The organism is Thermococcus aciditolerans (assembly GCF_008152015.1).
GTDB lineage: Archaea > Methanobacteriota_B > Thermococci > Thermococcales > Thermococcaceae > Thermococcus > Thermococcus celericrescens.
Genome location: NZ_CP041932.1, coordinates 1,262,381 through 1,288,760, shown reverse-complemented (window position 1 = coordinate 1,288,760; position 26,380 = coordinate 1,262,381). Strand labels below are relative to the sequence as shown.

At 53.4% G+C, this 26,380-nt stretch carries 25 protein-coding genes; 13 read left to right on the top strand and 12 right to left on the bottom strand.

The features are described from left to right. Positions 1-23 precede the first annotated feature (23 nt). On the top strand, positions 24-2,045 hold the full coding sequence (fdhF, locus tag FPV09_RS07205; protein WP_148882880.1) for a formate dehydrogenase subunit alpha: 2,022 nt from the start codon (positions 24-26) through the stop codon (positions 2,043-2,045). Here fdhF and purF read toward each other — a convergent pair. Further along, complete coding sequence (gene purF / locus FPV09_RS07200; RefSeq protein ID WP_148882879.1) at positions 2,008-3,342, bottom strand: amidophosphoribosyltransferase; 1,335 nt, start codon at positions 3,340-3,342, stop codon at positions 2,008-2,010. The two genes, fdhF and purF, sit on opposite strands and share 38 nt — an antisense overlap. A 162-nt stretch (positions 3,343-3,504) precedes the next feature. Here purF and purC point away from each other — a divergent pair, with 162 nt between their 5' ends. Next, a complete protein-coding gene (gene purC / locus FPV09_RS07195; RefSeq protein WP_148883761.1) occupies positions 3,505-4,200 on the top strand; it encodes a phosphoribosylaminoimidazolesuccinocarboxamide synthase in 696 nt (231 codons plus the stop codon). On the opposite strand, the gene FPV09_RS07190 is transcribed toward purC, so the two are convergent. From FPV09_RS07190 to FPV09_RS07155, 9 genes are all read right to left on the bottom strand, one after another. Continuing rightward, a complete protein-coding gene (locus tag FPV09_RS07190; RefSeq protein ID WP_148882878.1) occupies positions 4,173-6,779 on the bottom strand; it encodes an ATP-dependent helicase in 2,607 nt (868 codons plus the stop codon). The genes purC and FPV09_RS07190 overlap by 28 nt on opposite strands. 46 nt (positions 6,780-6,825) lie before the next feature. After that, entirely contained in the window at positions 6,826-7,515 is a 690-nt protein-coding gene (locus FPV09_RS07185) for a metallophosphoesterase (protein ID WP_148882877.1), read from the bottom strand. Positions 7,516-7,537: 22 nt separating this feature from the next. Beyond that, on the bottom strand, positions 7,538-7,705 hold the full coding sequence (locus FPV09_RS12020; RefSeq protein ID WP_168194746.1) for a hypothetical protein: 168 nt from the start codon (positions 7,703-7,705) through the stop codon (positions 7,538-7,540). Positions 7,706-7,735: 30 nt separating this feature from the next. Next, the gene (gene purM, locus FPV09_RS07180; protein WP_148883760.1) at positions 7,736-8,737 is read right to left on the bottom strand and encodes a phosphoribosylformylglycinamidine cyclo-ligase; all 1,002 of its coding nucleotides are present in this window, start codon (positions 8,735-8,737) and stop codon (positions 7,736-7,738) included. Positions 8,738-8,833: 96 nt separating this feature from the next. Beyond that, positions 8,834-9,853: a hypothetical protein gene (locus FPV09_RS07175; RefSeq protein WP_148882876.1), complete on the bottom strand. Its 1,020-nt coding sequence runs from the start codon at positions 9,851-9,853 to the stop codon at positions 8,834-8,836. Further along, entirely contained in the window at positions 9,829-10,779 is a 951-nt protein-coding gene (locus FPV09_RS07170) for a hypothetical protein (RefSeq protein WP_148882875.1), read from the bottom strand. The genes FPV09_RS07175 and FPV09_RS07170 overlap by 25 nt, the downstream gene beginning before the upstream one ends. A gap of 7 nt (positions 10,780-10,786) precedes the next feature. Beyond that, positions 10,787-11,797: a CGP-CTERM sorting domain-containing protein gene (locus FPV09_RS07165; protein WP_148882874.1), complete on the bottom strand. Its 1,011-nt coding sequence runs from the start codon at positions 11,795-11,797 to the stop codon at positions 10,787-10,789. Next, a complete protein-coding gene (locus FPV09_RS07160; RefSeq protein WP_246112246.1) occupies positions 11,782-12,831 on the bottom strand; it encodes a DUF4855 domain-containing protein in 1,050 nt (349 codons plus the stop codon). The genes FPV09_RS07165 and FPV09_RS07160 overlap by 16 nt, the downstream gene beginning before the upstream one ends. Beyond that, positions 12,821-12,967, bottom strand: coding sequence for a hypothetical protein (locus FPV09_RS07155; RefSeq protein WP_210411115.1), 147 nt, complete (start codon positions 12,965-12,967; stop codon positions 12,821-12,823). The genes FPV09_RS07160 and FPV09_RS07155 overlap by 11 nt, the downstream gene beginning before the upstream one ends. 230 nt (positions 12,968-13,197) lie before the next feature. On the opposite strand from FPV09_RS07155, the gene purT reads away from it, so the two are divergent. Continuing rightward, positions 13,198-14,493 (top strand): phosphoribosylglycinamide formyltransferase 2, encoded by a 1,296-nt coding sequence (purT, locus tag FPV09_RS07150; RefSeq protein WP_148883759.1) that lies wholly within the window; start codon positions 13,198-13,200, stop codon positions 14,491-14,493. Positions 14,494-14,733: 240 nt separating this feature from the next. Here the strand turns inward: purT and purE are convergent, their stop codons facing one another. Further along, complete coding sequence (purE, locus tag FPV09_RS07145; RefSeq protein ID WP_148883758.1) at positions 14,734-15,165, bottom strand: 5-(carboxyamino)imidazole ribonucleotide mutase; 432 nt, start codon at positions 15,163-15,165, stop codon at positions 14,734-14,736. Between the two features lie 105 nt (positions 15,166-15,270). On the opposite strand from purE, the gene purD reads away from it, so the two are divergent. The 10 genes from purD (at position 15,271) to FPV09_RS07095 (ending at position 25,661) form a co-directional block, all read left to right on the top strand. Continuing rightward, positions 15,271-16,587, top strand: coding sequence for a phosphoribosylamine--glycine ligase (purD, locus tag FPV09_RS07140; RefSeq protein WP_148883757.1), 1,317 nt, complete (start codon positions 15,271-15,273; stop codon positions 16,585-16,587). A 10-nt stretch (positions 16,588-16,597) separates the two neighbouring features. Continuing rightward, positions 16,598-17,740 (top strand): formate--phosphoribosylaminoimidazolecarboxamide ligase family protein, encoded by a 1,143-nt coding sequence (locus FPV09_RS07135; protein ID WP_148882872.1) that lies wholly within the window; start codon positions 16,598-16,600, stop codon positions 17,738-17,740. A gap of 408 nt (positions 17,741-18,148) precedes the next feature. Continuing rightward, positions 18,149-19,510 (top strand): radical SAM/SPASM domain-containing protein, encoded by a 1,362-nt coding sequence (locus tag FPV09_RS07130; RefSeq protein WP_148882871.1) that lies wholly within the window; start codon positions 18,149-18,151, stop codon positions 19,508-19,510. 91 nt (positions 19,511-19,601) lie between these two features. After that, positions 19,602-19,844 (top strand): phosphoribosylformylglycinamidine synthase subunit PurS, encoded by a 243-nt coding sequence (gene purS / locus FPV09_RS07125; RefSeq protein ID WP_148883756.1) that lies wholly within the window; start codon positions 19,602-19,604, stop codon positions 19,842-19,844. Between the two features lies 1 nt (position 19,845). After that, positions 19,846-20,517: a phosphoribosylformylglycinamidine synthase I gene (gene purQ / locus FPV09_RS07120; RefSeq protein WP_148882870.1), complete on the top strand. Its 672-nt coding sequence runs from the start codon at positions 19,846-19,848 to the stop codon at positions 20,515-20,517. A gap of 4 nt (positions 20,518-20,521) precedes the next feature. After that, positions 20,522-22,663, top strand: a complete 2,142-nt coding sequence (gene purL, locus FPV09_RS07115; RefSeq protein ID WP_148882869.1) for a phosphoribosylformylglycinamidine synthase subunit PurL — start codon at positions 20,522-20,524, stop codon at positions 22,661-22,663. Next, on the top strand, positions 22,660-23,655 hold the full coding sequence (locus FPV09_RS07110; RefSeq protein WP_148882868.1) for a formate--phosphoribosylaminoimidazolecarboxamide ligase: 996 nt from the start codon (positions 22,660-22,662) through the stop codon (positions 23,653-23,655). The genes purL and FPV09_RS07110 overlap by 4 nt, the downstream gene beginning before the upstream one ends. 68 nt (positions 23,656-23,723) lie before the next feature. After that, positions 23,724-24,650 (top strand): glutamine-hydrolyzing GMP synthase, encoded by a 927-nt coding sequence (gene guaA / locus FPV09_RS07105; RefSeq protein WP_210411183.1) that lies wholly within the window; start codon positions 23,724-23,726, stop codon positions 24,648-24,650. Positions 24,651-24,659: 9 nt separating this feature from the next. Then, positions 24,660-25,229: a GMP synthase subunit A gene (locus FPV09_RS07100; protein ID WP_148882867.1), complete on the top strand. Its 570-nt coding sequence runs from the start codon at positions 24,660-24,662 to the stop codon at positions 25,227-25,229. Between the two features lie 168 nt (positions 25,230-25,397). Continuing rightward, complete coding sequence (locus tag FPV09_RS07095) at positions 25,398-25,661, top strand: TonB-dependent receptor (protein WP_246112245.1); 264 nt, start codon at positions 25,398-25,400, stop codon at positions 25,659-25,661. Here FPV09_RS07095 and FPV09_RS07090 read toward each other — a convergent pair. Then, complete coding sequence (locus FPV09_RS07090) at positions 25,616-26,311, bottom strand: DUF2101 family protein (protein WP_342781736.1); 696 nt, start codon at positions 26,309-26,311, stop codon at positions 25,616-25,618. The two genes, FPV09_RS07095 and FPV09_RS07090, sit on opposite strands and share 46 nt — an antisense overlap. Between the last annotated feature and the right edge of the window lie 69 nt (positions 26,312-26,380).

The window sequence follows — 26,380 nt, the reverse complement described above, 5'->3', positions numbered from 1 at the left end:
CCTAGTTGTTTACAGGTGGTATGATGAAGGAGCTCAAGACGGTCGTGTGTCCCTACTGCGGCTTTGGCTGCAGGCTTCTCGTTGATCCCAAGACGATGAAGGTTAAACCTCACCGTGGCGAGCCGAACCGGGGCAAGCTCTGCCCCAAGGGACTTCACGCGACGGAGTTCGTTCTTTCCGGGGACAGGCTCAAGCGCCCCCTGAAGCGTGAGGACTCCAAGATAAGGCCGATAAACTGGGGGCAGGCCATCGAGGAGATAGCAGGTAAACTCCTCGAAATCCGCGAGCTGTACGGGGCGGATGCCGTCGCTTTCATAGCCTCCTCCAAGGTCAGCAACGAGGAGAACTACCTCCTTCAGAAGATTGCGCGGCTTTTCGGCACCAACAACATAGACAACTGTGCCCGTCTCTGCCACGAGGCGAGCGTTCACGCCCTCAAGATGACCGTTGGGGCGGGAGCACAGACCAACCCGTACGAAGACCTGGAGAGATTCGGGGTTATACTCATCTGGGGCTACAACCCCGCCGAGACTCACCCCGTTGTCATGGACTACATCCTGAGGGCCAAGAGGAACGGGGCGAAGGTAATCGTTGTTGACGTCAGGGAAACCAGGACGATGGCATTCGCGGACTACAGCCTCGTTATCCGCCCGGGGACGGACATAGCCCTCGCAAACGCCATGATGAACTTTATAATCCGGGAGGAGCTCTACGACGAGGAGTTCATAAAGACCAGAACCTCTGGCTTTTCAGAGGTCAGGATGGCGGTGAGAAAGTACACGCCGGAGTACGCGGAGAAGGTAACCGGAATTCCGGCTGAAACGATCAGAGAAGTTGCGAGAACCTTTGCCCTCGCGGGAAGCGGCGCGATAATGTGGGGCATGGGGCTGACACAGCACGTTTCAGGCGTTGAGAACGTTATGGCCGTTATAGACCTAGCCCTGCTCCTCGGCTACATCGGCGAAAAGGGCGGCCTCTACCCGATGCGCGGTCAGAACAACGTTCAGGGCGCGGCATACATGGGAGCGCTGAGTGAGTTCCTGCCGGGCTACGTCCCGCTGACCGACGAGAGGTTCAGGAAGCGGGTGGCGAAGATATGGGGCGTGGAAGACCTTCCAACGGAGCGCGGGCTCTACCTCACGGAGCTCTGGGAGGCAATAGAGAGCAACGATATTAAAGCGCTCTACATAGTTGGGGAAAACCCGGCCGTCAGTGAGGCGGACTTCATCCGGGTGAGAGATGCCCTCAGAAGGCTCGATCTCCTCGTCGTCCAGGATATTTTCATGACGAGAACTGCGCGCTATGCCCACTACGTTCTGCCGGCTTCGGCCTTCTGCGAGAAGGAAGGCTCGTACATGAACAGTGAGAGGAGGATTCAGTGGAGCCACAAGGTCTGCGAGCCAATGGGTGATTCGAAGCCCGACTGGGAAATACTGACCATGCTCGGCAAGGCCCTCGGTTTGCCCGGATTCAATTACTCAAGCGTTGAAGAGATCACCGCCGAGTACTTCCGCCTCTTCCCCTCACTGGAGGAGAGGAGCGTCGACGAGCTGAATGTTGGGGATGGGATATTCCTTCCGAAGAAGAGGCTCCACACCTGGGAGTTCGCAACCCCCGACGGGAAGGCCAGGTTCATCGCGGTGGAGCAGGTGCAGCCCTGGGAGAGGCCGGACTATGAGTATCCCTTCATCCTCACCACCATCAGGCTGATAAGCCACTACAACACCGGCGAAATGACCCTCAGGAGCCCATCGCTCGTCAGACTGATGGGAGAGCCCAGGGTGCTGATAAACAGGAGCGACGCGGAGAGGCTTGGAATCCACGACGGAGACTGGGTCGAGATCGAGACGAGGCGCGGGAAGATTAGAATGAGGGCCAAGCTTGGCCGGATTCCCTCAGGCGTCGTTGCGGTTCCCTTCCACTTCAAGGCGAACAAAATAACAAGCCCTGCCCTGAACAAAGCTGGAACGCCGGAGCTCAAGTTCTCCGCGGCGAGGCTGAGAAAGCTCAGAAGCGGAAAGCCCACTCAGGATACTCACCGGTAAGGCATGCTAAGCAGAGGTCTCTCCTCCCAACGGCTTTTTTCAGCCCTTCGACGCTGAGGTACGCCAGGCTGTCCGCTCCTATGGATTCCCTCACCTTCTCAACGCTTCCAAAGGCCGCTATGAGTTCGTGCCTCGTAGGAATGTCAACCCCCATATAGCACGGGTACCTTATCGGCGGGGAGGCTATTCTCACGTGCACCTCTCTCGCGCCGGCCTTCCTGAGCATTGCCACGATGCGCTTCATGGTCGTTCCCCTGACGATTGAGTCATCAACAAGAACGACGCTCTTGCCCTCTATTACCCCCCTCACCGGCGAGAGCTTGAGCTTAACCTTCAGCTCGCGGTAGAACTGCCCGGGGGTTATGAACGTCCTCCCTATGTAGCGGTTCTTTATGAGGCCCTCCGAGTATGGAATCCCGCTGATCCGGGAGAAGCCTAATGCAGCGGCTCTCCCCGAGTCCGGCACGGCTATGACGACGTCTCCGTCGGCCGGGCTCTCCTTCGCCAGCTCCTCCCCCATCCTGACCCTCGCGGTATAGATGTTCACGCCGTCTACCGTGCTGTCCGGGCGGGCGAAGTAGATGTACTCAAAGACGCAGCCGTGGCGTTTTTCCGTGGCAAGGATGCGGTTTTCAATCCCGTCCTCCGAGAGGAGGAAGACCTCCCCGGGCTTCACGTCCCTCACCTCCTCCACGAAGAGCCTCAGTGCGGAATCCTCCGAGGCGAAATAGTGCCCGTCTCCAACCCCGTAGCTGAGCGGCCTGAAGCCGACCGGGTCCCTAGCCACGAGTATCTTCCCATCGAAGAGAAAAGCCACGGAGTAGGCTCCCTTCACCTCGCTGAAAACTTCCCGCATAGCCTCGAACTCGTCTCCAGTCTCGCGAAGGTGCCAGAGAAAAGAGATGCCCAGCAGCTCGGAATCCACCGAGTGCCTGAACTTAACTCCCAGCCGTTCGTAGTGCCTCCTGAGGGGAAGGAAATTCGTGAGAGTCCCGTTGTGGGCAACGGCTATCCTTTTCCCGCAACAGCCGGTCTCAAGTGGCTGGGTTTCGGTGGGGGAGCCGGAGGTCGAGTATCTAACGTGGGCTATTGCCATCTTGGATTTCAGCTTCGCTATCTCGCCGTTCCTGAAGACCTCCGAAACGAGCCCCCGCCCTGCTGCCGTTTTTATCCTGTGCTTCCAGACGCTTATCCCCGCGCTCTCCTGCCCCCTGTGCTGCAGTGCTATCAGCGCGTAGTAGGCTTTTTTCGGAGCATTCTCGGCAACCGCTGCAAAGACGCCGCACTTCTCCCTCATGAGGAACCCCGCCAATTTTTTGACTTTAACATGTCAATAAGTATAAACTCTGACGCCGTACTTTAGCCTTTTTGTGTTTAAAAGCTTTGCCCATTGATTGACATTCACATGCTAAAATAAGCCTTAAATACTGAAAGATTTTACACAAAAATGGTGAAGTCCATGCAGGTTTATGAAGGTAAGGCCAAGAAGGTTATCCCTCTCGACGATGGAAAGGCCATTATGGAGTTCAAGGACGATGCCACGGCCTTCGATGGTAAAAAGAAGGGTCAATTTAAGGGCAAGGGCTGGCTCAATGCACAGATTAGCGCGGTTCTTTTCAAAGTCCTTGAGGAGAGGGGCGTTAAGACGCACTTCATAGGCATCGCGGGTGACAACAGGCTCATCGTTGAGAGGCTCAGGATGTACCCCGTCGAGGTCGTGGTTAGAAACGTCGTTGCCGGAAGCCTGAAGAAGCGCCTTCCCCTTGAGGAGGGAACCGAGCTGCCGGAGCCGATAGTCGAGCTTTACTACAAGGACGACAGCCTCGGCGATCCTATGATAAACCACCACCACGCCAAGGTTCTCGGGGTAAGCGAGAGCGAGATAAGGGAGATGGAGCGCATAGCCCTCAAGGTGAACGAGGTCCTCAGGGAGTACTTTGCCGAGCGCGGGATAATCCTGGTCGACTTCAAGCTGGAGTTCGGAAAGAACGAGAGGGGTGAGATAATCCTCGGCGACGAGATAAGCCCGGACACCTGCCGCTTCTGGGACGCCAAGACAAAGAAGAGCCTCGACAAGGACGTCTTCCGCTTCGACAAGGGCGACCTGATAAACGCCTACGAGGAGCTCTACGAGCGCTTAGCTGGCACTTCCTGAGCTTCCTCTATCATAGTCATTATTTTTCTGTGGAGCTGTTTGATCAGCTCCCTCCTGTCCTCCATCAGAATCACGTCGCTCGAGCCTATCGCCTCCAGGTTGAAGGCGAAGGGACTCGGAACGCTGTGGGTTCTGAACTCCACCTTTATTCTACCCTCCCTGACCCAGCTCAGGAAGAGCTCCGCGCTCTCAACGTCCATCTTGTCCTCCATAATCTCGCGGTAGACCTCCTTCAGGAGCGGGAAGTCGGGATGGTTCTCCTTGAGGACCCTGAGGAGGGAAACCGCCATCACCTGCTGCCTGCCGAGTCTCTTGCTCCTGCCCACGTAGCGCCTGAGGATTAGAAGCCCGCGGTTGGCCACGTGGCGGAAGCGCCTCTTCAGCAGCTCGGTGTTGTCCAAAGCCAGCTTTAACGTCTCCCTTAGGTCATCGACCTCGAAAAGCCCCCTTACCTCCTCCTCGCTCAGCTCGACCTCCGGCGGGAGTAGCAGGGCGAAGCCGTTGTCGTTTATCGCTATCCCGACGTTGCAGTTCTTCCTCTTGCTCACGAGGTAGGCGAAGGCCCTGCTGAGTGCATCGTTGGCACGCCTCCCGATGAGGGTGTGGAAGAAGTAGCGGTTTCTTTTATCCCCTGGAACAAACTCGACCAACACCGTCTCATCGTCCGGGATTACCGAATACCTCTCCTGCTCGCGGAAGTAAGCTATTATCGCCCTCGCGGCCTTCTCGTCTACCCCGTACTTCCGCACGAGCCTCCTGACCGCGTCCCTTCTCTTCAACAGCCCCTTAACTTCCCGTCTGAACCTCTGGATGTCGAGGGCCAGGTCGAAGCTGAGCGGCAGCATCTCAGAGAACCACGCGGGAATGGTGGGCTTCGCTCCCTCGCGCGGAATCACGTATATCTTGTTTCCCCTGCTCTTGACGAACTCGTAGGTCCTTCCGGCCAGGACGAAGATGTCGCCGGGCATTAAGCGCTCTGCGAACTCTTCCTCGACCGTTCCGATCATCTGCTTGTCCATGGTGTGGACTCTGATCTTGGCTTCATCTGGAATCGTGCCGACGTTCATGTAGTAAATCGCCCTCGTCATCTTCCCGCGCCGCCCAAAGCGCCCGTCCTCAAGCCATATCTTGGCGTATACCTTCTTCTCTTCTAAACCAGCGTATTCGCCGGCGAGGTACCTCAAAACGCTCATGAAGTCCTCAAGAGGCAGGTTCCTGAAAGGATAAGCGCGCCTCACGAGGTTGTAGGCTTCTTCAACTTCCCAAACTTTGTTGAGGGCCATTCCGAGCAGATGCTGGACGAGGACATCGAGCGGGTTCTCTGGGATTCTAACGCGGTCGAGCCTTCTGTTCCTTGCGTTGTGAGCTAAAACCGTAACCTCGACCAAATCGTCCCTGTCGAGGGCCAAAATCACGCCCTTGCTAACCTCGTGGAGCCTGTGGCCGGCCCTCCCAATCCTCTGCAACGCGCGGTTCACGCTCTTCGGTGAGCCGATGAGGACGACCAGGTCAATCGTTCCGATATCCAAACCTAGCTCCAAGCTTGTTGAGCTGATTACCGCCCTAAGCTCGCCCCTCTTGAGCTTCTCCTCAACGTCCAGGCGAACCTCCCTCGACAGCGAGGAGTGGTGAGCCTCTATCAGGCCCTCGAACTCCGGAAAGCGCCTCTTGAGGTTGAAGGCTACCCTCTCGGCGCCGCTCCTCGTGTTGGTGAATATGAGGGTGGTCCTGTGCTCCCGAATCAGCTCGGCCAGACGGTTGTAGAGGGCCTCGCTCAGCGCTCCAGCGGGGGTGTAAATCAAATCCTCGACGACGCTCTCGACTTTTATTTCCGTCTGCTTCGCAAAGCTCACATCTACTATCAGTCCAGGCCTCGGCTTCCCGTTTTCAAAGCCGAAGACGAACTTGGCCACTTCCTCAAGCGGGTGTATGGTGGCGCTCAGGCCTATCCGCACAAACCTCCCTTCGGCCATCTCCTGGAGCCTCTCAATGCTTAGGGCAAGATGGGAACCGCGCTTGTTCTCAGCCAGGGCGTGAACCTCGTCCACGATGAGGTACCTTATCGTCTTTAACCTCTCGCGGAACTTTGGTGCGTTCAGGGCTATCGCGAGGCTTTCCGGCGTCGTGATCAGTATGTGGGGTGGCTTCCTCACCATCTTGCTCTTCTCGTAGCTCGAGGTGTCGCTCGTCCTTATGCCGATCCTTATCTCGGGAATTTCGTAACCCAGTTCCTCGGCGACCTCCTTTATCTCCGCCAGGGGTCCCTCGAGGTTGCGCTTTATGTCGTTGTTGAGCGCTCTCAACGGGGAGACGTAGAGGACGTAGATTTTATCCTCGAGCTTTCCCTCCTTGCCGAGGAGAATGAGCTCGTTTATCGCTGAGAGAAAAGCGGAGAGTGTTTTCCCCGAGCCCGTCGGCGATGAAATGAGTACGTTCTCCCCCTTGTGAATCTCGATAACCGCGTAGCGCTGGGGCGGGGTGAAGGTTCCAAACTTCCGCTTAAACCACTCCCTAACAGGCTCGCTCAGGATTGAGAATATCTCCCCATCGCTGTATTCTCTCCCTGCCCATCGTATCATGGTTGGAACTCTCCGGGTTTGATTAAAAACTTTTTGCTTCCTAAATTCAAACCGAACCGAGCCCCTTGAGGATTTCGGTAAGCCTGCTCAGCTCCCCGAAATCCAGGAACTCCCCCTCGACGGGCACCAGCACGCGCAGCTTTGAGCTGTCGAACTTCCTGAGGAACGGCGAGACTATCTCCCTCGTCACGTCGTTGCCGTAGGCCCAGGGACTGAAAGCGGGCAGGACGATAAGCCTCTCGCCCCACAGGAAAGCCGGTACCTTCACGCTCGCCCCGACCTCGTCCCTCAGCCTTATCGCGGGGTGTTCGTGGCCGATTATGAACCTCTCTCCTTCCTCCAGCCTGTGGCCGTGAACCAGAGTCCATCCCCCTACTTCCAACCTGTCCACGATTTCAACTCCCCTCTCCCTCAGCCACAGTATCCCCGGGTCGTGGTTTCCCCTGACCACCGTTATTTCACCGATTTCGCCCTCAATGGCGTCGAAGAATCTTCCCAGCTCCTCCCGCTCCATCTTGAACGGGATGAAAGAGTGCTTTAAATCCCCGTTGATGATGAGCCTCTTCGGCCTTTCCCTCCTTACAACCGCCAGAACTTCCTGGATAAGCCTGTCGAGGAGGTTGGGAACGTAGTTGCCCTCCCTGGCCATGGACCTCTCGAAGCCTATGTGGAGGTCCGCTATTATCAGGTCTTTTCCCAGCAGGACCGCTTTCTCGGGAACGGGCCTCGGCTTCATGGTATCTGGAACGGGTCGGGGCTTAAAACGCTTGCCGTTCGGACTCGTAAGTTATCCAGACGGTGTAGCAACCCTTTTCGTCTTCCTCTATCACTATTTTCCTCAGCCGGATTCCATACTCGCTTACAGCTTTTTCCACGACGGCTGGCAGGTTCTCAAGGAATGCCTTCCTCTTTACCGTGAGCTCCATGCGACCACCGAGAAAAGTTTGGGAAGAGGCTTAAAGCCTTACCCTGTAGTTCTTCACAACTATCCCCGGTTTCTCCGTGACGGTTCCAAGCTCAAAAGCCTCAAACTGCCTGCCGAGGATTTCCAGGGTTTCCTCCCTCTCCTCCTCAGGCACTATGGCCACCATGCCAACGCCCATGTTGAAGACCCTGAACATCTCCTCTAGGGGGACGCCGTTCTCGTGGATTAGCCGGAATATCCCATCGATGGGTGGCATCTCAATGGAGAAGCCGTAGTGTGTCAGGCGCTTCAGGTTGGTCAGGCCCCCACCGGTTATGTGGGCCAGCCCGTGAACCTCGACGCTCTCAATCAGCTCAAGAACAGCTTTCACATAAATCCTCGTTGGCTCCAAAAGCCACTCCCAGAGCTTTCTCCCCTCGTATTCGTAGTCAAGGCCGTACTTCGGGATGAGGAGCTTTCTCGCCAGGGTCAGGCCGTTGGAGTGTATCCCCGAGCTGGCAATTCCGATGACCGCATCCCCGGGCTTTATCTTCTCGCCGGTTATTACCTTTCCTTTCTGGACGGTACCTATGGCCGTTCCGGCCAAGTCGAAGCCGTTTATCAGGTCGGGCATCACCGCGGTTTCTCCCCCGACTATCGCTATCCCCGCCTGCCTCGCTCCCTCGTAGAGACCCTTGGCTATCTCATCGAACACCCTCTCGTCGGGCTCCCTGACGGCGAGATAGTCAACGAGCGCCACCGGTTCGGCCCCAACGCAGAGCAGGTCGTTCACGTTCATCGCTATCATATCAATCCCTATCGTGTCGAACTTACCAACGGCCTCGGCCACGAGCACCTTGGTTCCGACTCCATCCGTCGTCATGGCCAGATAAAAGCTCCCAAAATCCATCAGCGCCGCGTAGTGGCCTATTCCACTCGGCTCGCCGGTTTTTCCCTTCCTGAACTTGAAGGTTTTCTTCGCAAGCCCTATGATTCCTCTGAGGGCCCTTGCAGTTTTCTCGTCATCGACTCCGGCCTGAGCGTAGGTCAGCATGAGCATCACCGGTGAGAGTTCCATCGAGGGCTTAAAAGCTTTGTCATGTTTATGCTTAAAAAATAGCCTAAAGGCCTAAAAATTAACAATTTAATGTTAATTTCGGTGCCTCTTCAGCAGGAGACCCGTCGTGGTGGCTAGAATTATGAACGCAGGCCCGCAGATGTTCTTTTTGTCGTTTGATGCTGTGGGTTGAGAAGGAGTGGTTATTATTGGTGGGGTGAGGGGAGTGTCCGTCGAATTTGCCGTGAGGTTTCCACCCGTTGATTTGGTTGTGTTCACGCTCGTCTCTGCACAGGCGAGCTTTTCCAAGCCCAAAACACTGAGGGAACGAACAGTTCCATTCTCAACCGTAAAGAGGAGAGGGACTCCATCAATACTTACCCCTACTGGGACGTGGATGACTCCCATGTTAATCAAAACAACTCCATGTTCCGCTGCAAACGCTTCCAGATTCAGATTTGAAGTGTTGACCCACTCGGGGAGTGTAAGGGTGTAGTGTTTTCTCAATGTAAAATGGATTGTTCCGTTCTCAATTCTTACGGGAGCGCCAGTAAGGAAACCTCTAGGGGGTTTAAAGGCAGAGGCGTTCCAGATAAATCCCTTGCAGGTGTTTGTTTTTGTCCCGTTTGGATACGAAACGATTCTGCACGTTGAAGCGTTTTCCAAACAGGTTCCATTGAACAGGTAAAGTGTCTTCACCGTCACGTTTTTGATGAGTGTGAAGTTGTGAGGTCTGCCTTCAATAGTAATGGTTACGTTTCGATATGGAGCATGAGTGCTGGTAACGATTAGGACGTAGAATGTCTCGTTCATAAACCCGACAAAAATTCCCTGCCCGATGCCGGTGCCTCCAAGCAGGATTGTTTTGTTCCCGTCGGTAAGGAGGTAGTACTCATCGGGTATGCCAACCAGCACTGGCGTCCATTCTCCTGCTATCATCTCGCAGGCATAACTGTCCTTTCCCACCCCAATGAGGAGCCAGCCATTGAAGGAGCTGATTGAATTTACAGAATAAAGCTCATACGACGAGCAATCCGCCGAGACTGTCTGAGTTAAAACTAGAATTGAGGGAATTACAGCTAAGAGAGCTATGAATTTTCTGATGAGCGCCACCTCCTTCTTGCCCCTATGCAGGCAGGAATCAAAACGCCAAGGAGAAGAAGAGCAGGGCCACAGATTCCTTTTTTTCTGGTCTGTGTTTCTGTTGTATTTAAGGATGCCTCCTTAGTGTGGGTTGTGCCGTTGGTCTCAACGGCCATGCTGGTAGATGTATTCACGTTCGCTTTCTCGCAGACTGTCATGTTAACGATTTTAACATCGCCTGGAAACCAGAAACCCTGTATCAGACTGTTGTTTCCAGTTGTGTTCAGGTAAACGAGGGTGACGTTTCTTACCAATTCGTCTTTTTTGATAATGAAATAAACCGGGAAAACGCTCGAATTCGCAACGATGGCCGGACCTGGAGACCAGCCGCTCGCGCTTTTGCTGGAAGCTATCCAGAGGTCGCTCACGTTCGCGTGACTCCACTCGCCGGGACCCCAGGATTGCAGTTCAATCTTCCAGCCGTTTATCTCGTTGCTAATCTTTCCCTGAGAGATCCAGAACCACCTGCTGACGTTTACCTGCTCAATGCAGAAGTTCCGGGTGTCAAGCCTGTAAACCATATCGGCCCTGGAGTAATCTGGGAGGTAGTACTCCATCTCCACGTACCAGCTCCCGTTGATGAACGTTGCTCTCCTGTAGATTATCCCCTCCGTGGGAACTCCTACCGCAGGAGTAAAGTTCAGCAGGTAAAGCCTGCCGCCATCGGAGAACAGGAGGTACTCGTGGCCGTAAAAGACCTCAGGCCAGCAGTCGGTCATGCCGCAGCTGACTCCCCACTGGAGGACTTCCAGATGAATTAAGGCATCGGTTCCGTTCGAGAGAACCGAGTATTTTACCTCGTAAAGGGGACTGGGCTCTTTTACGTAGTACGTTGCGGAAACAGGAAAGGTAAGGAAAAGGAGGGCAATAAAGAGGGGAATCACCAGTCGGGACATTTTGACCTCACCTTCGGATTCTCTTGAGGAGTACGCCCACAGTCAGGAGGACTATCAAACCGGGCCCGCAGATGCCTTTTTCTTTGGTGGTTTGTGTTTTTGTTATATTAGGAGGTGTCTTTGTTGTGTAGGTTGTTCCATTGGTTCCAACGGCCGTGCTGGTGGATGTATTCACTTTTTTGCAGGGTGTTACGTTAACGATTTTAACGTCATCTGGGAACCAGTAACCTGGAATTCCCGTGGTGTTCTCATTGTAGTACCCATACCACATTTGAACGGGGGTGGTGTTCAGAAAGATGAGGGTGACATTTTTCATTTGATTACCTTTTTTAAGCACAAAGTAAACCGGAAACTGAGTCTGGTTAACTATTATAAAAGGTCTGGGCAACCAGCCTGTGTTGCTGGCGTTCACAGCGACAAGAAAATCCGCTGGAGGGTAGCTGGAGGGGATGGTAGAGCCGTTCTTAAGAGATGGCAACAGGAATACCCTTGGAATTTCAATCCTCCAGCCGTTTATTTCGCTCTTGAACTCACTTCCTTTAAGCGGTGACCAGTTCACGTTGACTTTCTTAACGCAGAAGTTCCTTGTATCAAGTCTGAAGACGAAGCCCAGAGTCGTTCCCCATTGAGACTCCGCAGAGTAAGAGAAAGCACTAACGTTAACATACCAGGAACCGTTCACGTATTTTATTCCATTGAAATACACATCACTAATGTTTCTTGGCACGTTGGGCGGAAGATTGGAAAGCAGGGCTGGAGTAAAGTTCAGGAGATAAAGCTGAGAACCGTTAAAAAGGAGAAGATACTCTTGGTCTCCGTAGACTTCTGCCCAGCAACTGTCCATGCCACAGGTAACGCCGAACTGGATGACCGAAAGAGGAACCAACACCTCGCTTCCGTTGGATAACACGTTGTACTGGACCTCGTAGATGAAACTGGGCTCTTTTACGTAATGCGTTGCCGAAACGGGGACGGCAAGGAAAAGAAGAGCGAGGAGAACCGCTACCACCCGGGGCATCTTTCTCTCACCCTGTCGATGACTTCAAAGTCCGTGCCAAAGTAGTAGGCTCTTGTTGGGAATGCAGTGGGGCTCACTTCGCGAATTGCCCTGTAGTAGTCACAGGCGCGTTCAAGGCACTTTTCGTTATCACACACGTAATGATGGTTCTCATATTTGCACAAAGCACAATGCCCACGCTGACCAAGAAGGACAGCACTGTCAGCTTCCATTTCTATTGAGACCGTTGTCGTAGAGTTGGGGTTTTGTTCTTTGATTTTCCTTGGGAGTTCTTTGTAAATCCAGCGGGTTTTCTCGACTAACTTCTCGTAAGTGTAGGGCAAATCCCTGGTTATTCCTCTTTCATTGCGCTTTGAGTACTGATAGTAATTCGGCTGGACGAAAACATAGTCAAAGTAGCCACCGATCTTAGGAATCCCATCATAATCCGGGTCATTCAGATAAGACACACCCCTGCCCCCAGTTGCTGGAATCCAGATGAGTTCCTGTCCACGATTGTGAATGTAACGGAACATGTCTCTGATGAAGGTTATGTAATCGTCCACGTATTCTTTTGTGTTGGCGTTGCACATTGGGCCGAAGTAATCTACAAAGTTGGGGTCGTGCTTTGTGGCTTGAAGGCAACTCTCGTAGCTCCAGTAGAAGCCCACCCTGTAATCGTCAACTACACTCAGAACGCCATCAATCCACCCGTGCCAGTAGGATCTATCAAAGCCGTTTATCGGACAATCTCTTGGCAGTGCAGAGTATCTCTTCTTCTCGTTCAATGGATTTCGAATCGAATTATCCAAACCATAAGAGAAGGGTATCGGCACGTAGTACTTTATGGTCCCAACCCGTGAGGAAATCCACAGCGAAAGAAACTGTCCATCCGAATAACCGACGTCATACCTGGACTTGCCCTTGTTGGGATTGTTGCTATCTATGCTCCAATCGTAGTGTCCGTTACAGAGGGCACGAACGTACTCCTGAAGTTTATTGTACCTATACTGGTTAGTACCGTTTTCTGGGACGTGAGGCCCACTATAACCCAAAGACCCCCAAGAACACAACCCTATCGAAGCCCCTCTCAATGAAGTCCTCAGGGGTGGCTTTCCTGCCCCCGACGGTCATTCTTGACTCGTAGTCGGAACCATCCCACCTAACCCACCACAGACCAAACTTCGACATAAGGAATCACCAACTGCTAGTAGTTAACAGTCAATATAAAAACCTTTTCATTAAACAAAACCATTAAAAACGTCCTAAAAGTTCCAAAATAAGCCAAAATCATGGGGTAGTAACCGATTACTCCCCAGTATCCATGAAGAAGTGTAGGATTGTTCACCATTTTTCTGTCAAAAAAGGCTTAAATATCGTAAGTTTTTAACATTTTAACGTCAAAATTTGAGGTGATTGTTATGATCAAGCCCCGGGATGAACTCGGAACGGCCACAACGGATTCTGCCCAGAAGATACTCCTCCTCGGGAGCGGTGAGCTGGGAAAGGAGATAGCCATCGAGGCTCAGAGGCTGGGTGTGGAAGTCATCGCCGTTGACCGCTACGCCAACGCCCCGGCGATGCAGGTTGCCCACCGCTCCTACGTGGGAAACATGAGGGATGCCGACTTTCTGTTTTCCGTGATTGAGCGTGAAAAACCCGACGCGATAATCCCCGAGATCGAGGCAATCAACCTGGATGCACTCTTCGAGCTGGAGAAGGACGGCTACTTTGTCGTCCCAAACGCCAAGGCCACGTGGATAGCGATGCACCGCGAGAGGACGCGGGAGACCCTCGCGAAGGAAGCCAAAGTTCCGACGTCACGCTACGCCTACGCCACGACGCTCGACGAACTCTACGAGGCCTGCGAGAGGATAGGTTACCCCTGCCACACAAAGGCCATAATGAGTTCCTCCGGCAAGGGTTCATACTTCGTTAAGGGGCCAGAAGATGTCCCGAAGGCCTGGGAAGAGGCCAAGAAGAAGGCTCGCGGTAGCGCGGACAAGATAATCGTGGAAGAACATATCGACTTCGACGTCGAGATTACAGAGTTAGCTGTCAGACACTACGATGAGAACGGTGAAATCGTCACGACCTTCCCGAAGCCGGTCGGCCACTACCAGATTGACGGCGACTATCACGCGAGCTGGCAGCCGGCTGAGATAAGCGAAAAGGCCGAGCGCGAGGTTTACAGGATAACCAAGCGCATAACGGACGTCCTCGGCGGCCTCGGACTGTTCGGCGTTGAGATGTTCGTTAAGGGCGATAAGGTCTGGGCCAACGAGGTTTCGCCGAGACCCCACGACACGGGAATGGTGACCCTTGCCTCCCACCCAACGGGCTTCTCCGAGTTCGGACTGCATCTCAGAGCGGTTCTTGGACTTCCGATTCCCGGAGAGTGGGTCGAAGAGTACCGTCTGTTCCCTATCCTAACGCCCGCAGCTACTCACGTAATCAAGGCCAACGTTTCAGGCTACTCCCCACGCTTCCGCGGCTTGGCTAGAGCCATGAGCGTCCCCAACTCGACGATTCGTCTCTTTGGAAAGCCTGAGGCATACCCTGGCAGAAGGCTGGGTGTTGCGCTCGCGTGGGACAGGGATATCGGGGAGGCAAAGAGACGTGCCGAGATGGTGGCGCATATGGTTGAGCTTAGAACCAGGAGTTCAGAGTGGCACTCCCAGGATTATGAAAAAGCCGGTCATCTCTGCGGGTTCTAGCCCCTCCTCTCTTTGTTTAGGGTATGCACCAATGCATACAATCGGTCCAATAGTTTGGATAAAATCCGAAAAATTTAAATTTTAGTATTCCAATTACACGCGTCTGGTGTTTGCTGGAATAAGATGCTTGAATGATGGGCCGATTTAAATATATGGATGAAACAAGTCGTGTGGAATAATACGTTGTGCGGGTTAAAATATTGGAATCGGGGGGTTTCCCCTCATTTCATTATATTTTGGCTACATTCTTCCCTTTTCGCGGTATTCCTCAAGCTTTTTTCTAAGCTTTTCATCCCCTAGCGCCAGGATCTCAACCGCCAGCAGGGCCGCGTTCTTTCCGTTGTCTATCCCCACTGCAGCAACCGGAACTCCGGGCGGCATCTGGGCTATGCTGAGGAGGGCGTCGAGGCCGTTGAGCTTCGCCGAAACGGGGACTCCTATAACGGGCTTAACTGTGTGGGCCGCTATCACACCTGGCAGCGCGGCGCTCAGACCTGCGATGGCGATGAAAACGTCGTAGTCTTTCTTGGCCAGCTCCTCAACCTTTTTTGGGTTCCTGTGGGCCGAGGCGACCTCAACGTCGTACTCAACGCCAAACTCGTCGAGAACTGCCGTAACCTTCTCCGCTATAGGGGAATCGCTCCTGCTTCCCATCACCACGAGCACCTTCATGGACTTCACCGGAGGAAGTTCACTTCGGCCTTTATAAATTTTGCCATTTCAATGTAAAAACAAAGCTTAAAAACTTAAGTTTTTGACAAATACATGGTGAAGCTCATGAAGGTTCTGCTCGTTGGAGGCGGCGGTAGGGAGAACGCCATCGGTGAGGCGCTCGTGAGAAGCGGCGCCGAGCTGTACGTCGTTTCGAGGCACAGAAACCCCGGGCTGGCAAGGCTCGCAAAGGACTACAGTCTGGCCAGGGAAACGGATATCGAGAAAGTTATCGAACTCGCCAGGGGATGGGGAATAGAACTTGCCTTCATAGGCCCGGAGGCGCCACTTGAGAAAGGTATAGTTGATTCCCTTGAGCGTGAGGGCATCCCCGCGGTTGGACCGACTAAGGATGCCGCCCAGATTGAGACCAACAAGGCCTTCGCCCGCTCCCTCATGGAGAAGTATGAGATCCCTGGCAGGAAGCTCTTCCGTGTCTTTGAGGACGTCTCTGAGATGCGTTCGTGGATAGACGACTTTGGAAGGCCGGTCGTTGTGAAGCCCCTCGGTCTCACCGGTGGAAAGGGCGTTAAGGTGGTCGGCCACCAGCTGAGGGACAACGACGAGGCCAAGGCCTACGCCGAGGAGCTCATCAGGAAGGATGGAAGGGTTCTCATTGAGGAAAGAACCGACGGCGTTGAGTTCACCTTCCAGGTCTTCACGGACGGGAAGAGGGTAATCCCGATGCCCCTCGCCCAGGACTATCCCCACGCCTACGAGGACGATAAGGGCCCCATAACCGGCGGCATGGGGAGCTACTCATGTTCAAGCCACGTTCTCCCCTTCGTTCCGAGAGAGGACTACGAAAAGGCCCTTGGAACTTTGAAAGCGACCGTTGAAGCCATGCGGAAGAACGGAACGCCCTACAAGGGGATCCTCTACGGCCAGTTCATGCTCTCCAAAGACGGTCCCGTCATAATCGAGTACAACGCCCGCTTCGGCGACCCCGAGGCCATGAACGTTCTCCCCCTCCTCAGGACGGGCCTGCTTGAGATCGCTGAGGGAATCGTTGACGGCAACCTTGGGAAGGCGGAGTTTGAGAACAAAGCCACCGTTGTCAAGTACCTCGCTCCAAAGGGCTATCCCCTGAGCCCGGTTAAGGGGGTTAAAGTTCAGGTGGACGATAAGGCGGTGGAAGAGGCGGGAGCGAAGCTCTACTACGCCTCCATTGACGAGAACTTCACGCTCCTCGGCTCCCGTGCCATAGCGGTCGTTGGAATCGCCGATACGCTCGAAGAGGCGGAGAAGATGGCCCAGAATGCCGTCGGTTACGTGAAAGGTGAGCTGTTCTATCGCAGAGACGTGGGCACGAGGGAGAGCGTTGAGAAGAGGATTAGGCTGATGAGGGAGTTTGGAAAGGAGTTCGAGCCGAATTCATGCTGAGGTGGTTGGGATGATAAGCCGCGACGAGATTTTGAGCGTTCTTGAAAGATACGATCCGGAGAAAATCACCGTTGGAGTCATAGGAAGCCACTCCGCGCTGGATATAGCCGACGGGGCAAAGGAGGAAGGTCTTCCGGTTCTCGTCGTTGCCCAGAGGGGCAGGCACAGGACCTACGCCGAGTACTTCAAGCTTCGGAAGACGAGGGATGGCTTGACCAAGGGCTTCATTGACGAGGTTATGGTCCTTGAGAAGTTCGCCCAAATCGTTAACGTCCAGGAGGAGCTGGTAAAGAGGAACGTTATCTTCGTCCCGAACCGCTCCTTCGTGGTCTACACCGGCATTGATAGGGTTGAGAACGACTTCCGCGTTCCGCTCTTCGGCAGCAGGAACCTCCTCAGGAGTGAGGAGAGGAGCGAGGAGAAGAGCTACTACTGGCTTCTTGAGAAGGCCGGGCTTCCCTATCCGGAGCCGGTAAAACCGGAGGAAATCGACGAGGTTGGCCTCGTCATCGTCAAGCTCCCGCACGCGAAGAAGAGGCTTGAGCGCGGCTTCTTTACGGCAGCAAGCTACAAAGAGTTCCGCGAGAAGGCCGAGAAGCTCATCAAGCTCGGCGTAATCACCGAGGAGGACCTCGCGAAGGCCAGAATCGAGCGCTACATCATTGGGCCGGTCTTCAACTTCGACTTCTTCTACTCGCCGATCGACGGGGAGATTGAGCTTTTGGGCATAGACTGGCGCTTTGAGACGAGCCTGGACGGCCACGTGAGGCTTCCCGCTCATCAGCAGTTGACCCTTCCGGAGCACCAGTTCGAGCCTGAATACACCATCACCGGTCACGCCTCTTCAACCCTCAGGGAGTCTCTTCTTGAGAAGGTCTTCGACATGGCCGAGCGCTATGTGAAGGCTACTCAGGAGTACTACTCCCCGGGAATCATCGGGCCCTTCACCCTCCAGACGGCCGTTGATAAAGACCTGAACTTCTACATCTACGACGTCGCCCCGAGGACGGGGGGCGGAACCAACATCCACATGGCGGTGGGGCACCCCTACGGAAACGCCCTCTGGAGGAAGCCGATGAGCACCGGAAGGAGAGTTGCCCTTGAGATTAAGCGCGCTGTTGAGCTCGACGAGCTTGAGAAGGTGGTAACCTGATGGTCTAAATTACTATCTAATTATATTCTTGCTCCTTTTTGGTCTTTAATCGTCATCTCTCATTATCTGTGTTTATTAAATTTATATATAAAAACCAAAAGTTTTTATATGCTAAAACAAAATACATCAATGACTACTACATGGGGGGAGTCCTGTGAAAGTAGAAGTGATACGAATGGGATTTGGAGAACACGCAGAGGGTATAAACCCCTATCCGGGAGATTGCAATATTTGGGACGGTCCCGGAACACCTTGTACCCCCAATTTCGTATTCCCGATATGTCCACAGGATGGTGGTGGGGGAAGTCCGTGTCACTGCCGTTTCCAGATGCTTGTTTCCAAATGAGTTGCCTCTTTAATCTCTTTGATTTTCATTATAATGTTAAATAACATCGCGGAGGGGGGTATATGGAGAGTTATAAATTTTCAAAGTTTAACTTGCTGTATAAAATAGATGGTTCTATGTTTGTTGTTAATACATATAGTGGTGCTATCCTAAAAGTTGATAATGAATTTGTAGAAGTGTTTAAATCTAAGTCAGTTGATAAATTGCCTCAAGATATTAAAGAAGTACTTATTAATAATGGTATTCTTGTTCCTAATTCTCTGGATGAGCTTAAAAGGATTGAATTTGAGTATAACCTCAGCAGGTTTCATCCTAAGGTTTTTAAAGCGACACTTACTCTAACACGTGATTGTAATCTAGCGTGTCCTTATTGTTACCAGTTGCAAAGGGGGTTGAGAGAGCGTAAGTACTTAACTAAAACTGATGCCAATAGTCTTGTGTTGTTCTTTGAAAGGATGTTTAATACTTATTCTTTGCCCATATCGATTTTCCTTACTGGAGGGGAACCCTTGGTGAATTTTGATACAGCAATGTATATATTTGATTCTTTAATTCAAAAAGAAATTCCATGGAAATTTGATGGAATTGTTACGAATGGGACACTTCTTGATATGGAAACTTTGAGATTGATTGATGAGTATGGTCATAAAAGCAACTCTTTAGTTAGACTCCAAGTAACTCTCGATGGGTATAAACAGAGACATGATAAGTTTAGATTTTTTAAGGATACTCGGGAGGGAACTTTTGATATTATAATTGATAATCTTAAAAATGCGAAAAAGTTTAAGCATATTCATCCATTTATACGGATAAATATATCTCTTGGCAATTTTGAAGTTGAGGAGATTCGGGAGTTGTTAACCTTACTAAAACAAGAACATCTTGATGAGATAGGAACAATATATTTTGCGTTTGTTAATAGTAAGAGTATTCCTATTGTATCGGGGAAGAAAAATAAGTATTTTATAACTGGAAAGACTGTCGCGAGAGTTTTTAGACAACTGTTAGATATTGCTGAAGATGTTGGTGTCAACATGATGAATTTAACTCAGCTTGTTAATAGAACGGGCCATTTTTGCATGTTTGATACACCATTTAGTATTGCTGTTGATTTTGATCTAAGTGTTTATAAATGCTGGGAGTTGGTAGGGGATAAAAGGTTTTCTGTTGGTACTATAGACAGCAATGGCATTTTAAAACCAAATCCTTCGTATTATACAATACATTCCAGAAATCCTACCCAGTTTAAACAATGTTCTAATTGTAAGCTTTTGCCAATTTGTATGGGTGGATGTGCTAGGGAAGCTCTTAAGTTACACGGTACGTTCTTTGGTTCAGGGTGTATTGAATTAGTCTATACATATCCTATCATAATTGAATATATTGTGAAAAAGAGAATTTCTCAGAATATCCAGAAGAGTTAATATTTGTTTTTATATTTTAACTTTACATTTTTCTGTCAAAATAAGCCTTAAAAACTTCGAATTTTTACACTTTTCTGACAAGGTGGTCGCGATGAGGTGGAGGGTTACGGTTACGGTTCGTCTCAAGGAGGGACTCAACGACCCGGAAGGTCGGGTCATAGGAAAGGCCCTGAGGAACCTCGGCTACGCGGTTGAGAACCTGCGCGTCCCGAAGTGCTTCGAGTTCGAGCTTGAGAGCGAGAAGCCTGAGCAAGAGGTCGAGGAGATGTGCAGAAAGCTCCTTGCCAACCCGCTCATCCACGATTATGAGTACAGCATCGAGCCGGTGAGCTGAGATGATCCGCTTCGCTGTGGTCGTGTTCCCCGGAACAAACTGCGACTTCGAGACTGAGAGGGCGATAAGAAAGGCCGGCGCCGAGGCCGAGCGCGTCTGGTACAAAACGAGCCTCAAGAACTTCGACGGCGTGGTTTTGCCTGGTGGTTTCAGCTACGCCGATTACCTACGCGCTGGGGCGATAGCCGCTCGTCAGGATATAATGGGGGAGGTGAAGGAGTTCGCCAGGGAAGGCAGACCCGTTCTGGGGATATGCAACGGCTTTCAGGTTCTAACGGAGGCCGGCCTCCTGCCCGGGGCACTGAGACCGAACAGGATTCCGCGCTTCCTCTGCAGGTGGGTGCACCTTCGCGTTAACGACGTCGAAACGCCGTTCACCTCGCTATACGAACCCGGGGAGGTCATAAGGATGCCAATAGCCCACGCGGAGGGCAACTACTACGTGGACGACCCCTCGAAGGTCAGAACCGTCTTCCAGTACAGCGACGAGAAAGGAAACGTGAGCGAGAAAGCAAACCCCAACGGCTCGGTTCTCAACATAGCGGCGATAGCCAACGAGAGGGGCAACGTTCTCGGAACCATGCCCCACCCAGAGCGCGCGAGCGACCGTTTTTTGGGCAGTGAAGACGGCCTGAGGCTCTTCAGGAGCATGGTGGAGTGGGCGAGGAGGTGAGGAGATGTTCCCGCACGAGGAAAAGCTCATCCGTGAAAGGCTCGGCAGGGAGCCGAACGAAGTTGAGTGGGCGATGCTCGAAGTTATGTGGAGCGAGCATGCCTCCTACAAGTCGAGCAGACCCTGGTTGAAGCTCCTTCCAACGGAGAACGAGCACGTAATTCTTGGCCCCGGTGAGGACGCCGGGATAGTGAAGTTCGACGACGAAACGTGGATCGTCGTCGGAATTGAGAGCCACAACCACCCTTCGGCTGTGGAGCCCTACGGTGGAGCGGCCACGGGCGTCGGCGGAATAGTGAGGGACATACTCTGCATGGGAGCAAGGCCGATAGCGCTCCTCGACCCCATACGCTTCGGCCCGCTGGAGAAGGAGCGGAACAGGTACCTCTTCGAGTACGTCGTCAAGGGTATAGCTGACTACGGCAACAGGATAGGCGTCCCGACCGTTGGGGGCGAGACGGAGTTCGATGAGAGCTTAGATAACTACACACTCGTTAACGTTGCCTGCGTTGGAGTTATGAAGCCCGAGCACCTCGTCCACAGCTACGTAACCGAGCCAGGTCTCAAGCTCATCCTCGTCGGCAACAGGACCGGCAGGGATGGCATTCACGGCGTCACCTTTGCGAGCGAAGAGCTTGGCGAGAACGCGGAGGAGGAAGATCGCTCGGCGGTTCAGATTCCCGACCCCTTCACTGAAAAGCTGCTCATCGAGGCGACCCTTGAGGCAGTCTACACGGGCAAGGTGAAAGCGCTGAAGGATTTGGGCGGTGGAGGATTGACCTGCGCCGCCTCCGAGATGGCGGGCAAGAAGGGCTTCGGTGCGGTGGTCTATGCCGACAGGGTTCCCCTCCGCGAGCCGGGGATGACCCCAACGGAGGTCATGATTTCCGAGAGCCAGGAGAGGATGCTCTTCGCCGTTAGCGAAGCCGATATCGATGTCCTCGGGGGAATCTTCGAGAAGTACGGCCTCGAATGGACGGTTGTTGGAGATGTCATCGAGGAGCCGCGCTTTATAGTATACTGGAAGGGCGAAAAGGTAGCGGACCTTCCGGTGGAGCTCCTCGCGGATGTGCCGACGATAGAGTGGGAGATGGAGCCATACAAAGCTGAAAAGCCTGTTGAAACTCCGGAGGTTTCCTTCGAGAAGGCCTTCGACCTCGTCTGGAGCAGTCCAAACGTATTGGGCAAACGCTGGGTATGGCAGCAGTACGACCATGAAGTTCAGGGAAGGACGGTTCTCAAGCCCGGAAGGGACGCCGCGGTGTTGAAGCTCAACGACGAGTACGGGCTGGCGTTTGTAGCGGACGGAAACCCTAACCACAGCCATCTCAACCCCTACCACGGTGCGATGGGGGCTGTTGCCGAAGTCGTTAGAAACCTCGTGGGTATTGGGGCAGAGCCCCTCGCCCTGGTGGACAACCTCAACTTCGCCTCTCCGGAAAGGCCACAGGTGTACTGGAGCTTCGCCGAGACCGTTAAGGGCCTCGCGGACGCGGCTAAGGCCTTCGGTTTGGCATACGTCAGCGGGAACGTGAGCTTCTACAACGAGGTCGTTGACAGGCCGATAAAGCCGACTCCGGTTGTGGCCGGCCTCGGGAAGGTTAAGCTTGAGGAAATCCCTGAGATGGGGCTGAGCGGTGGGCTGCTCATAGGCGTCGTTGGGATAACGAAGGCAGAACTCGGCGGCTCGGAGCTGTTCGCGAGGCTCGGCGTCGAAGGCGGCTTTGCCCCGCGCGTGAACCTCGACGAGGAGAAGGCCAACGCCGAGGGAATTCTGGGAGCGATAAAGAATGGCCTCGTTAGGGCGGTTCACGACGTGAGCAGGGGCGGAATAGCAGTGGCGCTCGCTGAGATGGCCCTATCTGGAAACACGGGCTTCACGGCAGACCTCTCAAAGGTTCCCACCGAAACCTCGAACCCGATTGAGGTCGCCTTCAGCGAGAGCCACTCCCGCTACATAGTTACCTTCCCGGAAGAGAATCTCGATAAGCTCAAGACCATGTTCAGGCACTTCAGGGTCATCGGGAAAGCAGGAGGAAGCGATGCGGTCTTCTACTGGCACGGAAGGGAGCTCCTCAGAAAGCCCCCCGAAGAGCTTAGAGCAATCCATGAGTCCCTGCCAAAGCTCTTGGGTGAGGAGAAATGAGGGTAGCGACCTATGCTTCACACTCGGCCCTTCAAATTTTGAAGGGAGCAAGGCAGGAAGGCTTTGAGACGGTGGCCTTTGGAAAAAGTCGAGTTAAACCGCTCTACACGAAGTACTTCCCTGTGGCGGACTACTTCATCGAGGGGAGCTATCCAGAGGAAGAGCTGCTCAGCTTGGACGCCGTTGTTATACCTACCGGCTCGTTCGTCGCCCACCTCGGAATCGAGCTTGTTGAGAGGATGCGCGTTCCCTATTACGGCAACAAAGAGGTGCTGAAGTGGGAGAGCGACCGCTCACTGGAGAGAAAGTGGCTTGAGAAAGCCGGCTTAAGGCTTCCGAGGGTTTACGAAGATCCGGACGACATAGATGGACCGGTCATAGTCAAGCCCCACGGGGCGAAGGGTGGAAAGGGCTACTTCCTGGCCAAGGGTCCAGAGGACTTCTGGAGGAAGGCCGAGAGGCTCGGCGTGAGGGACAAAGATGACCTCGGAGGGGTTCAGATTCAAGAGTACGTCCTCGGCGTCCCGGTTTACCCTCACTACTTTTACTCGAAGCTCAACCGAGAGCTGGAGCTGATGAGCATAGACCGGCGTTACGAGTCCAACGCTGACGCGATAGGAAGGATTCCGGCCAAAGAGCAGCTCGACCTCGAACTCGGCACCAACTACACGGTGATAGGCAACATCCCGATAGTTCTGAGGGAGAGCCTGCTGATGGACGTCATCGAGGCCGGGGAGAGGACGGTCAAGGCTGCCGAGGAGCTCATGGGCGGTCTCTGGGGCCCCTTCTGCCTGGAGGGAGTCTTCACCGAGGAGCTTGAGTTCGTCGTCTTCGAGGTTTCCGCCAGGATAGTCGCCGGAACGAACCCCTTCGTCCACGGTTCCCCATACAGCTGGCTCCGCTACGACAAACCGGTGAGCACCGGCAGGAGGATAGCCATGGAGCTGAGGCAGGCTTTGGAGGAGGACAGGCTTGGAGAGGTTTTGACATAAATTTGTTTAATATGTTGCAGGATAAGTTTATAAATTGACGCCCAAATGGGGGCAAAAGGAGGATGGTAGTGATGTGGGAGCGCTTTATAGAGGAGAAGGTTGAGGAGATTAGAAATACGGTTGGCGATGGCAGGGCTATCATAGCACTGAGCGGTGGCGTCGACAGCTCAACAGCGGCAATCTTGGCTCACAAGGCAATAGGTGAGAGGCTTCACGCCGTTTTCGTCAACACAGGTTTCATGCGGAAAGGCGAGCCGGAATTCGTGGTGAAGACCTTCAGGGATGAGTTTGGCCTCAACCTCCACTACGTTGATGCGAGCGAGCGCTTTTTCAGCGAGCTTAGGTGCATTACCGACCCGGAGGAGAAGAGGAAGGTAATCGGCAGGGTCTTCGTTGAGGTGTTTGAGGAAGTGGCGAAGGAAATCAACGCGGACTTTCTCATTCAAGGAACCATAGCCCCGGACTGGATTGAGAGCAAGGGCAAGATAAAGAGCCACCACAACGTTGGCGGTCTGCCCGAGAGGCTCAACCTCAAGCTCATCGAACCCCTCCGCGACCTCTACAAGGACGAAGTGAGGGAATTAGCGAAGGAACTCGGTTTGCCGGAGAAGATATACAACCGCATGCCCTTTCCGGGGCCCGGCCTCGCCGTCCGCGTCCTCGGCGAGGTTACGCCGGAGAAGGTCGCCATCGTTAGAGAGGCGAACGCCATAGTCGAGGAGGAGATTGAGAAGGCCGGACTGAAACCCTGGCAGGCCTTCGCCGTTCTGCTGGGAGTGAAGACCGTCGGCGTTCAGGGGGACATAAGGGCCTACAAGGAAACGATAGCGGTTCGCGTGGTTGAGAGCCTCGACGGCATGACGGCCAACGCAATGAACGTTCCCTTCGAGGTCCTCCAGAGGATAGCCTTCCGGATAACGAGCGAGATTCCCGAGGTTGGGAGGGTGCTATACGACATCACCAACAAACCTCCAGCAACGATTGAGTTTGAGTGAGGTGGTGGCATGATAGTCATCATGGACAACGGAGGCCAATACGTCCACAGGATTTGGAGGACTCTGAGGTACCTCGGCGTCGAGGCAAAGATAATCCCCAACACGACGCCGCTTGAGGAGATAAAGGCCATGAAACCGAAGGGCATAATCTTCTCGGGCGGCCCGGACATCGAGAGGACCGGCAACTGCTCCGCTATTTTGGAGCATTACGACGAGTTCAACGTTCCAATTCTTGGCATCTGCCTGGGTCACCAGCTGATAGCGAAGCACTTTGGCGGAAAGGTTGGAAAGGGCGAAAAAGCAGAGTACAGCCTCGTTGAGGTGGAGATACTGGAGGAGAACGAGGTCTTCCGTGGGCTTCCAAGGAGGCTGAAGGTCTGGGAGAGCCACATGGACGAGGTGAAGGAGCTGCCTGATGGCTTCAGGCTCTTGGCCAGGAGTGAGACCTGTCCGGTCGAGGCCATGAAGCACGAGAGCCTTCCCATCTACGGCGTGCAGTTCCATCCAGAGGTTGCCCACACCGAGCACGGCTCCGAGATATACCGCAACTTTGCGGAGCTCTGCGGGGAGCTCAGCTAGTCGGTCCTCTCCTCATCTTTTCTCGGCAACGGGTTCTTTCATCATCGCTCCGTCCAGCATGTGGAATCCCCTCTGAAAAGTCTTGCTGGTTACGTCTTTAGATTGCAATTTAGAAAACTTTTTAAGGTTTTGGTTCTTACTCTTTATTGTGATAGCTTGGGGCACACGGTGTACTACCGCACCAGGATTGATAGCTGGAAGGAATTCAAGGAGTTCTTAGAAAAGGCCTGCGAAGGGCTTGGCTTCCGTTTTGTTGAGGGAGAAGACGCCGTTCTAATCCTTCCGGAATGCCACGGTGTCGAGCCCCTGGAGATAAAGAAGATGGGTAAGGGATTCGTCAAGACGAACCTCGTCGAGCCCTGCCACTCGATATATCTGCTCGTGCTTCATTCGGTTTCTTCCTTCGGTTCAGTCGAGCTCTGGGAGGACTGACCGAGATAGATCTCCAGTATCCTTACGGGTCTGGCGCTCCTGAAGGTTCTATCCTCCACGAGAACCTTCACAACTCTTCCAGGCTCCGCTTCCTCGACCGCCGGGAGCCAGTAGAAGCCCGGCTTGATGTTGGCCGCTATGTCGTCGTGGATGAAGACCCTGACCAGGTCGCCCTTGACTTCCTCGACCGTCCCGTAGGTGTAATCCCTTCCAAAGGTTGCCTTGAAGTAATGGCGGAAGAGGAGAACCGCCAGCGCTATTATCCCGACGTAGGCGTAGTAGTGGTAGATTTCTGGAGAGGCGAGCTTCAGCAGGGAGTATCCGAGGAAGGCGAGGAAGGAGATGGTGGAAATTCCGTAGTAGAAAACCCTGTACGGTTTTTCTTCGATGAGGAAGCTACCGTAGCGGATGAGGAAGTAGCGGAGGTAGAGGAAGTATGGAATGGAGAGCGCGGGAATGTACCACGGTCTGGTCGTGAGGAAGACGAGGACAAAGCTGACCGCGAGATACGTCATGAAGCAGAGCTGGAGGTGGAGGCTGATGAGTTCGTGGAAAGTGAAATTTCGTTTTTCCATCACTCCCCTGGTTATTTTTAAACCCGGGGGCTTAACCGACGGGGCGGGAAAAAGGAACTCCCTTATTGTATCCATGCATTTTCCAAAGGCGGACTCGGCCGTGGAGCCTACCGTATAAAGAAAGCTTTCGAGGCTCATATTATT

Excerpts from the sequence above, each read along its gene's own strand:
- fdhF (WP_148882880.1), top strand. The coding sequence starts at position 24 with ATGAAGGAGCTCAAGACGGTCGTGTGTCCCTACTGCGGCTTTGGCTGC.
- purF (WP_148882879.1), bottom strand. The coding sequence starts at position 3,342 with ATGAGGGAGAAGTGCGGCGTCTTTGCAGCGGTTGCCGAGAATGCTCCG.
- purC (WP_148883761.1), top strand. The coding sequence starts at position 3,505 with ATGCAGGTTTATGAAGGTAAGGCCAAGAAGGTTATCCCTCTCGACGAT.
- FPV09_RS07190 (WP_148882878.1), bottom strand. The coding sequence starts at position 6,779 with ATGATACGATGGGCAGGGAGAGAATACAGCGATGGGGAGATATTCTCA.
- FPV09_RS07185 (WP_148882877.1), bottom strand. The coding sequence starts at position 7,515 with ATGAAGCCGAGGCCCGTTCCCGAGAAAGCGGTCCTGCTGGGAAAAGAC.
- FPV09_RS12020 (WP_168194746.1), bottom strand. The coding sequence starts at position 7,705 with ATGGAGCTCACGGTAAAGAGGAAGGCATTCCTTGAGAACCTGCCAGCC.
- purM (WP_148883760.1), bottom strand. The coding sequence starts at position 8,737 with ATGCTGACCTACGCTCAGGCCGGAGTCGATGACGAGAAAACTGCAAGG.
- FPV09_RS07170 (WP_148882875.1), bottom strand. The coding sequence starts at position 10,779 with ATGTCCCGACTGGTGATTCCCCTCTTTATTGCCCTCCTTTTCCTTACC.
- FPV09_RS07165 (WP_148882874.1), bottom strand. The coding sequence starts at position 11,797 with ATGCCCCGGGTGGTAGCGGTTCTCCTCGCTCTTCTTTTCCTTGCCGTC.
- FPV09_RS07155 (WP_210411115.1), bottom strand. The coding sequence starts at position 12,967 with ATGTCGAAGTTTGGTCTGTGGTGGGTTAGGTGGGATGGTTCCGACTAC.
- purT (WP_148883759.1), top strand. The coding sequence starts at position 13,198 with ATGATCAAGCCCCGGGATGAACTCGGAACGGCCACAACGGATTCTGCC.
- purE (WP_148883758.1), bottom strand. The coding sequence starts at position 15,165 with ATGAAGGTGCTCGTGGTGATGGGAAGCAGGAGCGATTCCCCTATAGCG.
- purD (WP_148883757.1), top strand. The coding sequence starts at position 15,271 with ATGAAGGTTCTGCTCGTTGGAGGCGGCGGTAGGGAGAACGCCATCGGT.
- FPV09_RS07135 (WP_148882872.1), top strand. The coding sequence starts at position 16,598 with ATGATAAGCCGCGACGAGATTTTGAGCGTTCTTGAAAGATACGATCCG.
- FPV09_RS07130 (WP_148882871.1), top strand. The coding sequence starts at position 18,149 with ATGGAGAGTTATAAATTTTCAAAGTTTAACTTGCTGTATAAAATAGAT.
- purS (WP_148883756.1), top strand. The coding sequence starts at position 19,602 with ATGAGGTGGAGGGTTACGGTTACGGTTCGTCTCAAGGAGGGACTCAAC.
- purQ (WP_148882870.1), top strand. The coding sequence starts at position 19,846 with ATGATCCGCTTCGCTGTGGTCGTGTTCCCCGGAACAAACTGCGACTTC.
- purL (WP_148882869.1), top strand. The coding sequence starts at position 20,522 with ATGTTCCCGCACGAGGAAAAGCTCATCCGTGAAAGGCTCGGCAGGGAG.
- FPV09_RS07110 (WP_148882868.1), top strand. The coding sequence starts at position 22,660 with ATGAGGGTAGCGACCTATGCTTCACACTCGGCCCTTCAAATTTTGAAG.
- FPV09_RS07100 (WP_148882867.1), top strand. The coding sequence starts at position 24,660 with ATGATAGTCATCATGGACAACGGAGGCCAATACGTCCACAGGATTTGG.
- FPV09_RS07090 (WP_342781736.1), bottom strand. The coding sequence starts at position 26,311 with ATGGATACAATAAGGGAGTTCCTTTTTCCCGCCCCGTCGGTTAAGCCC.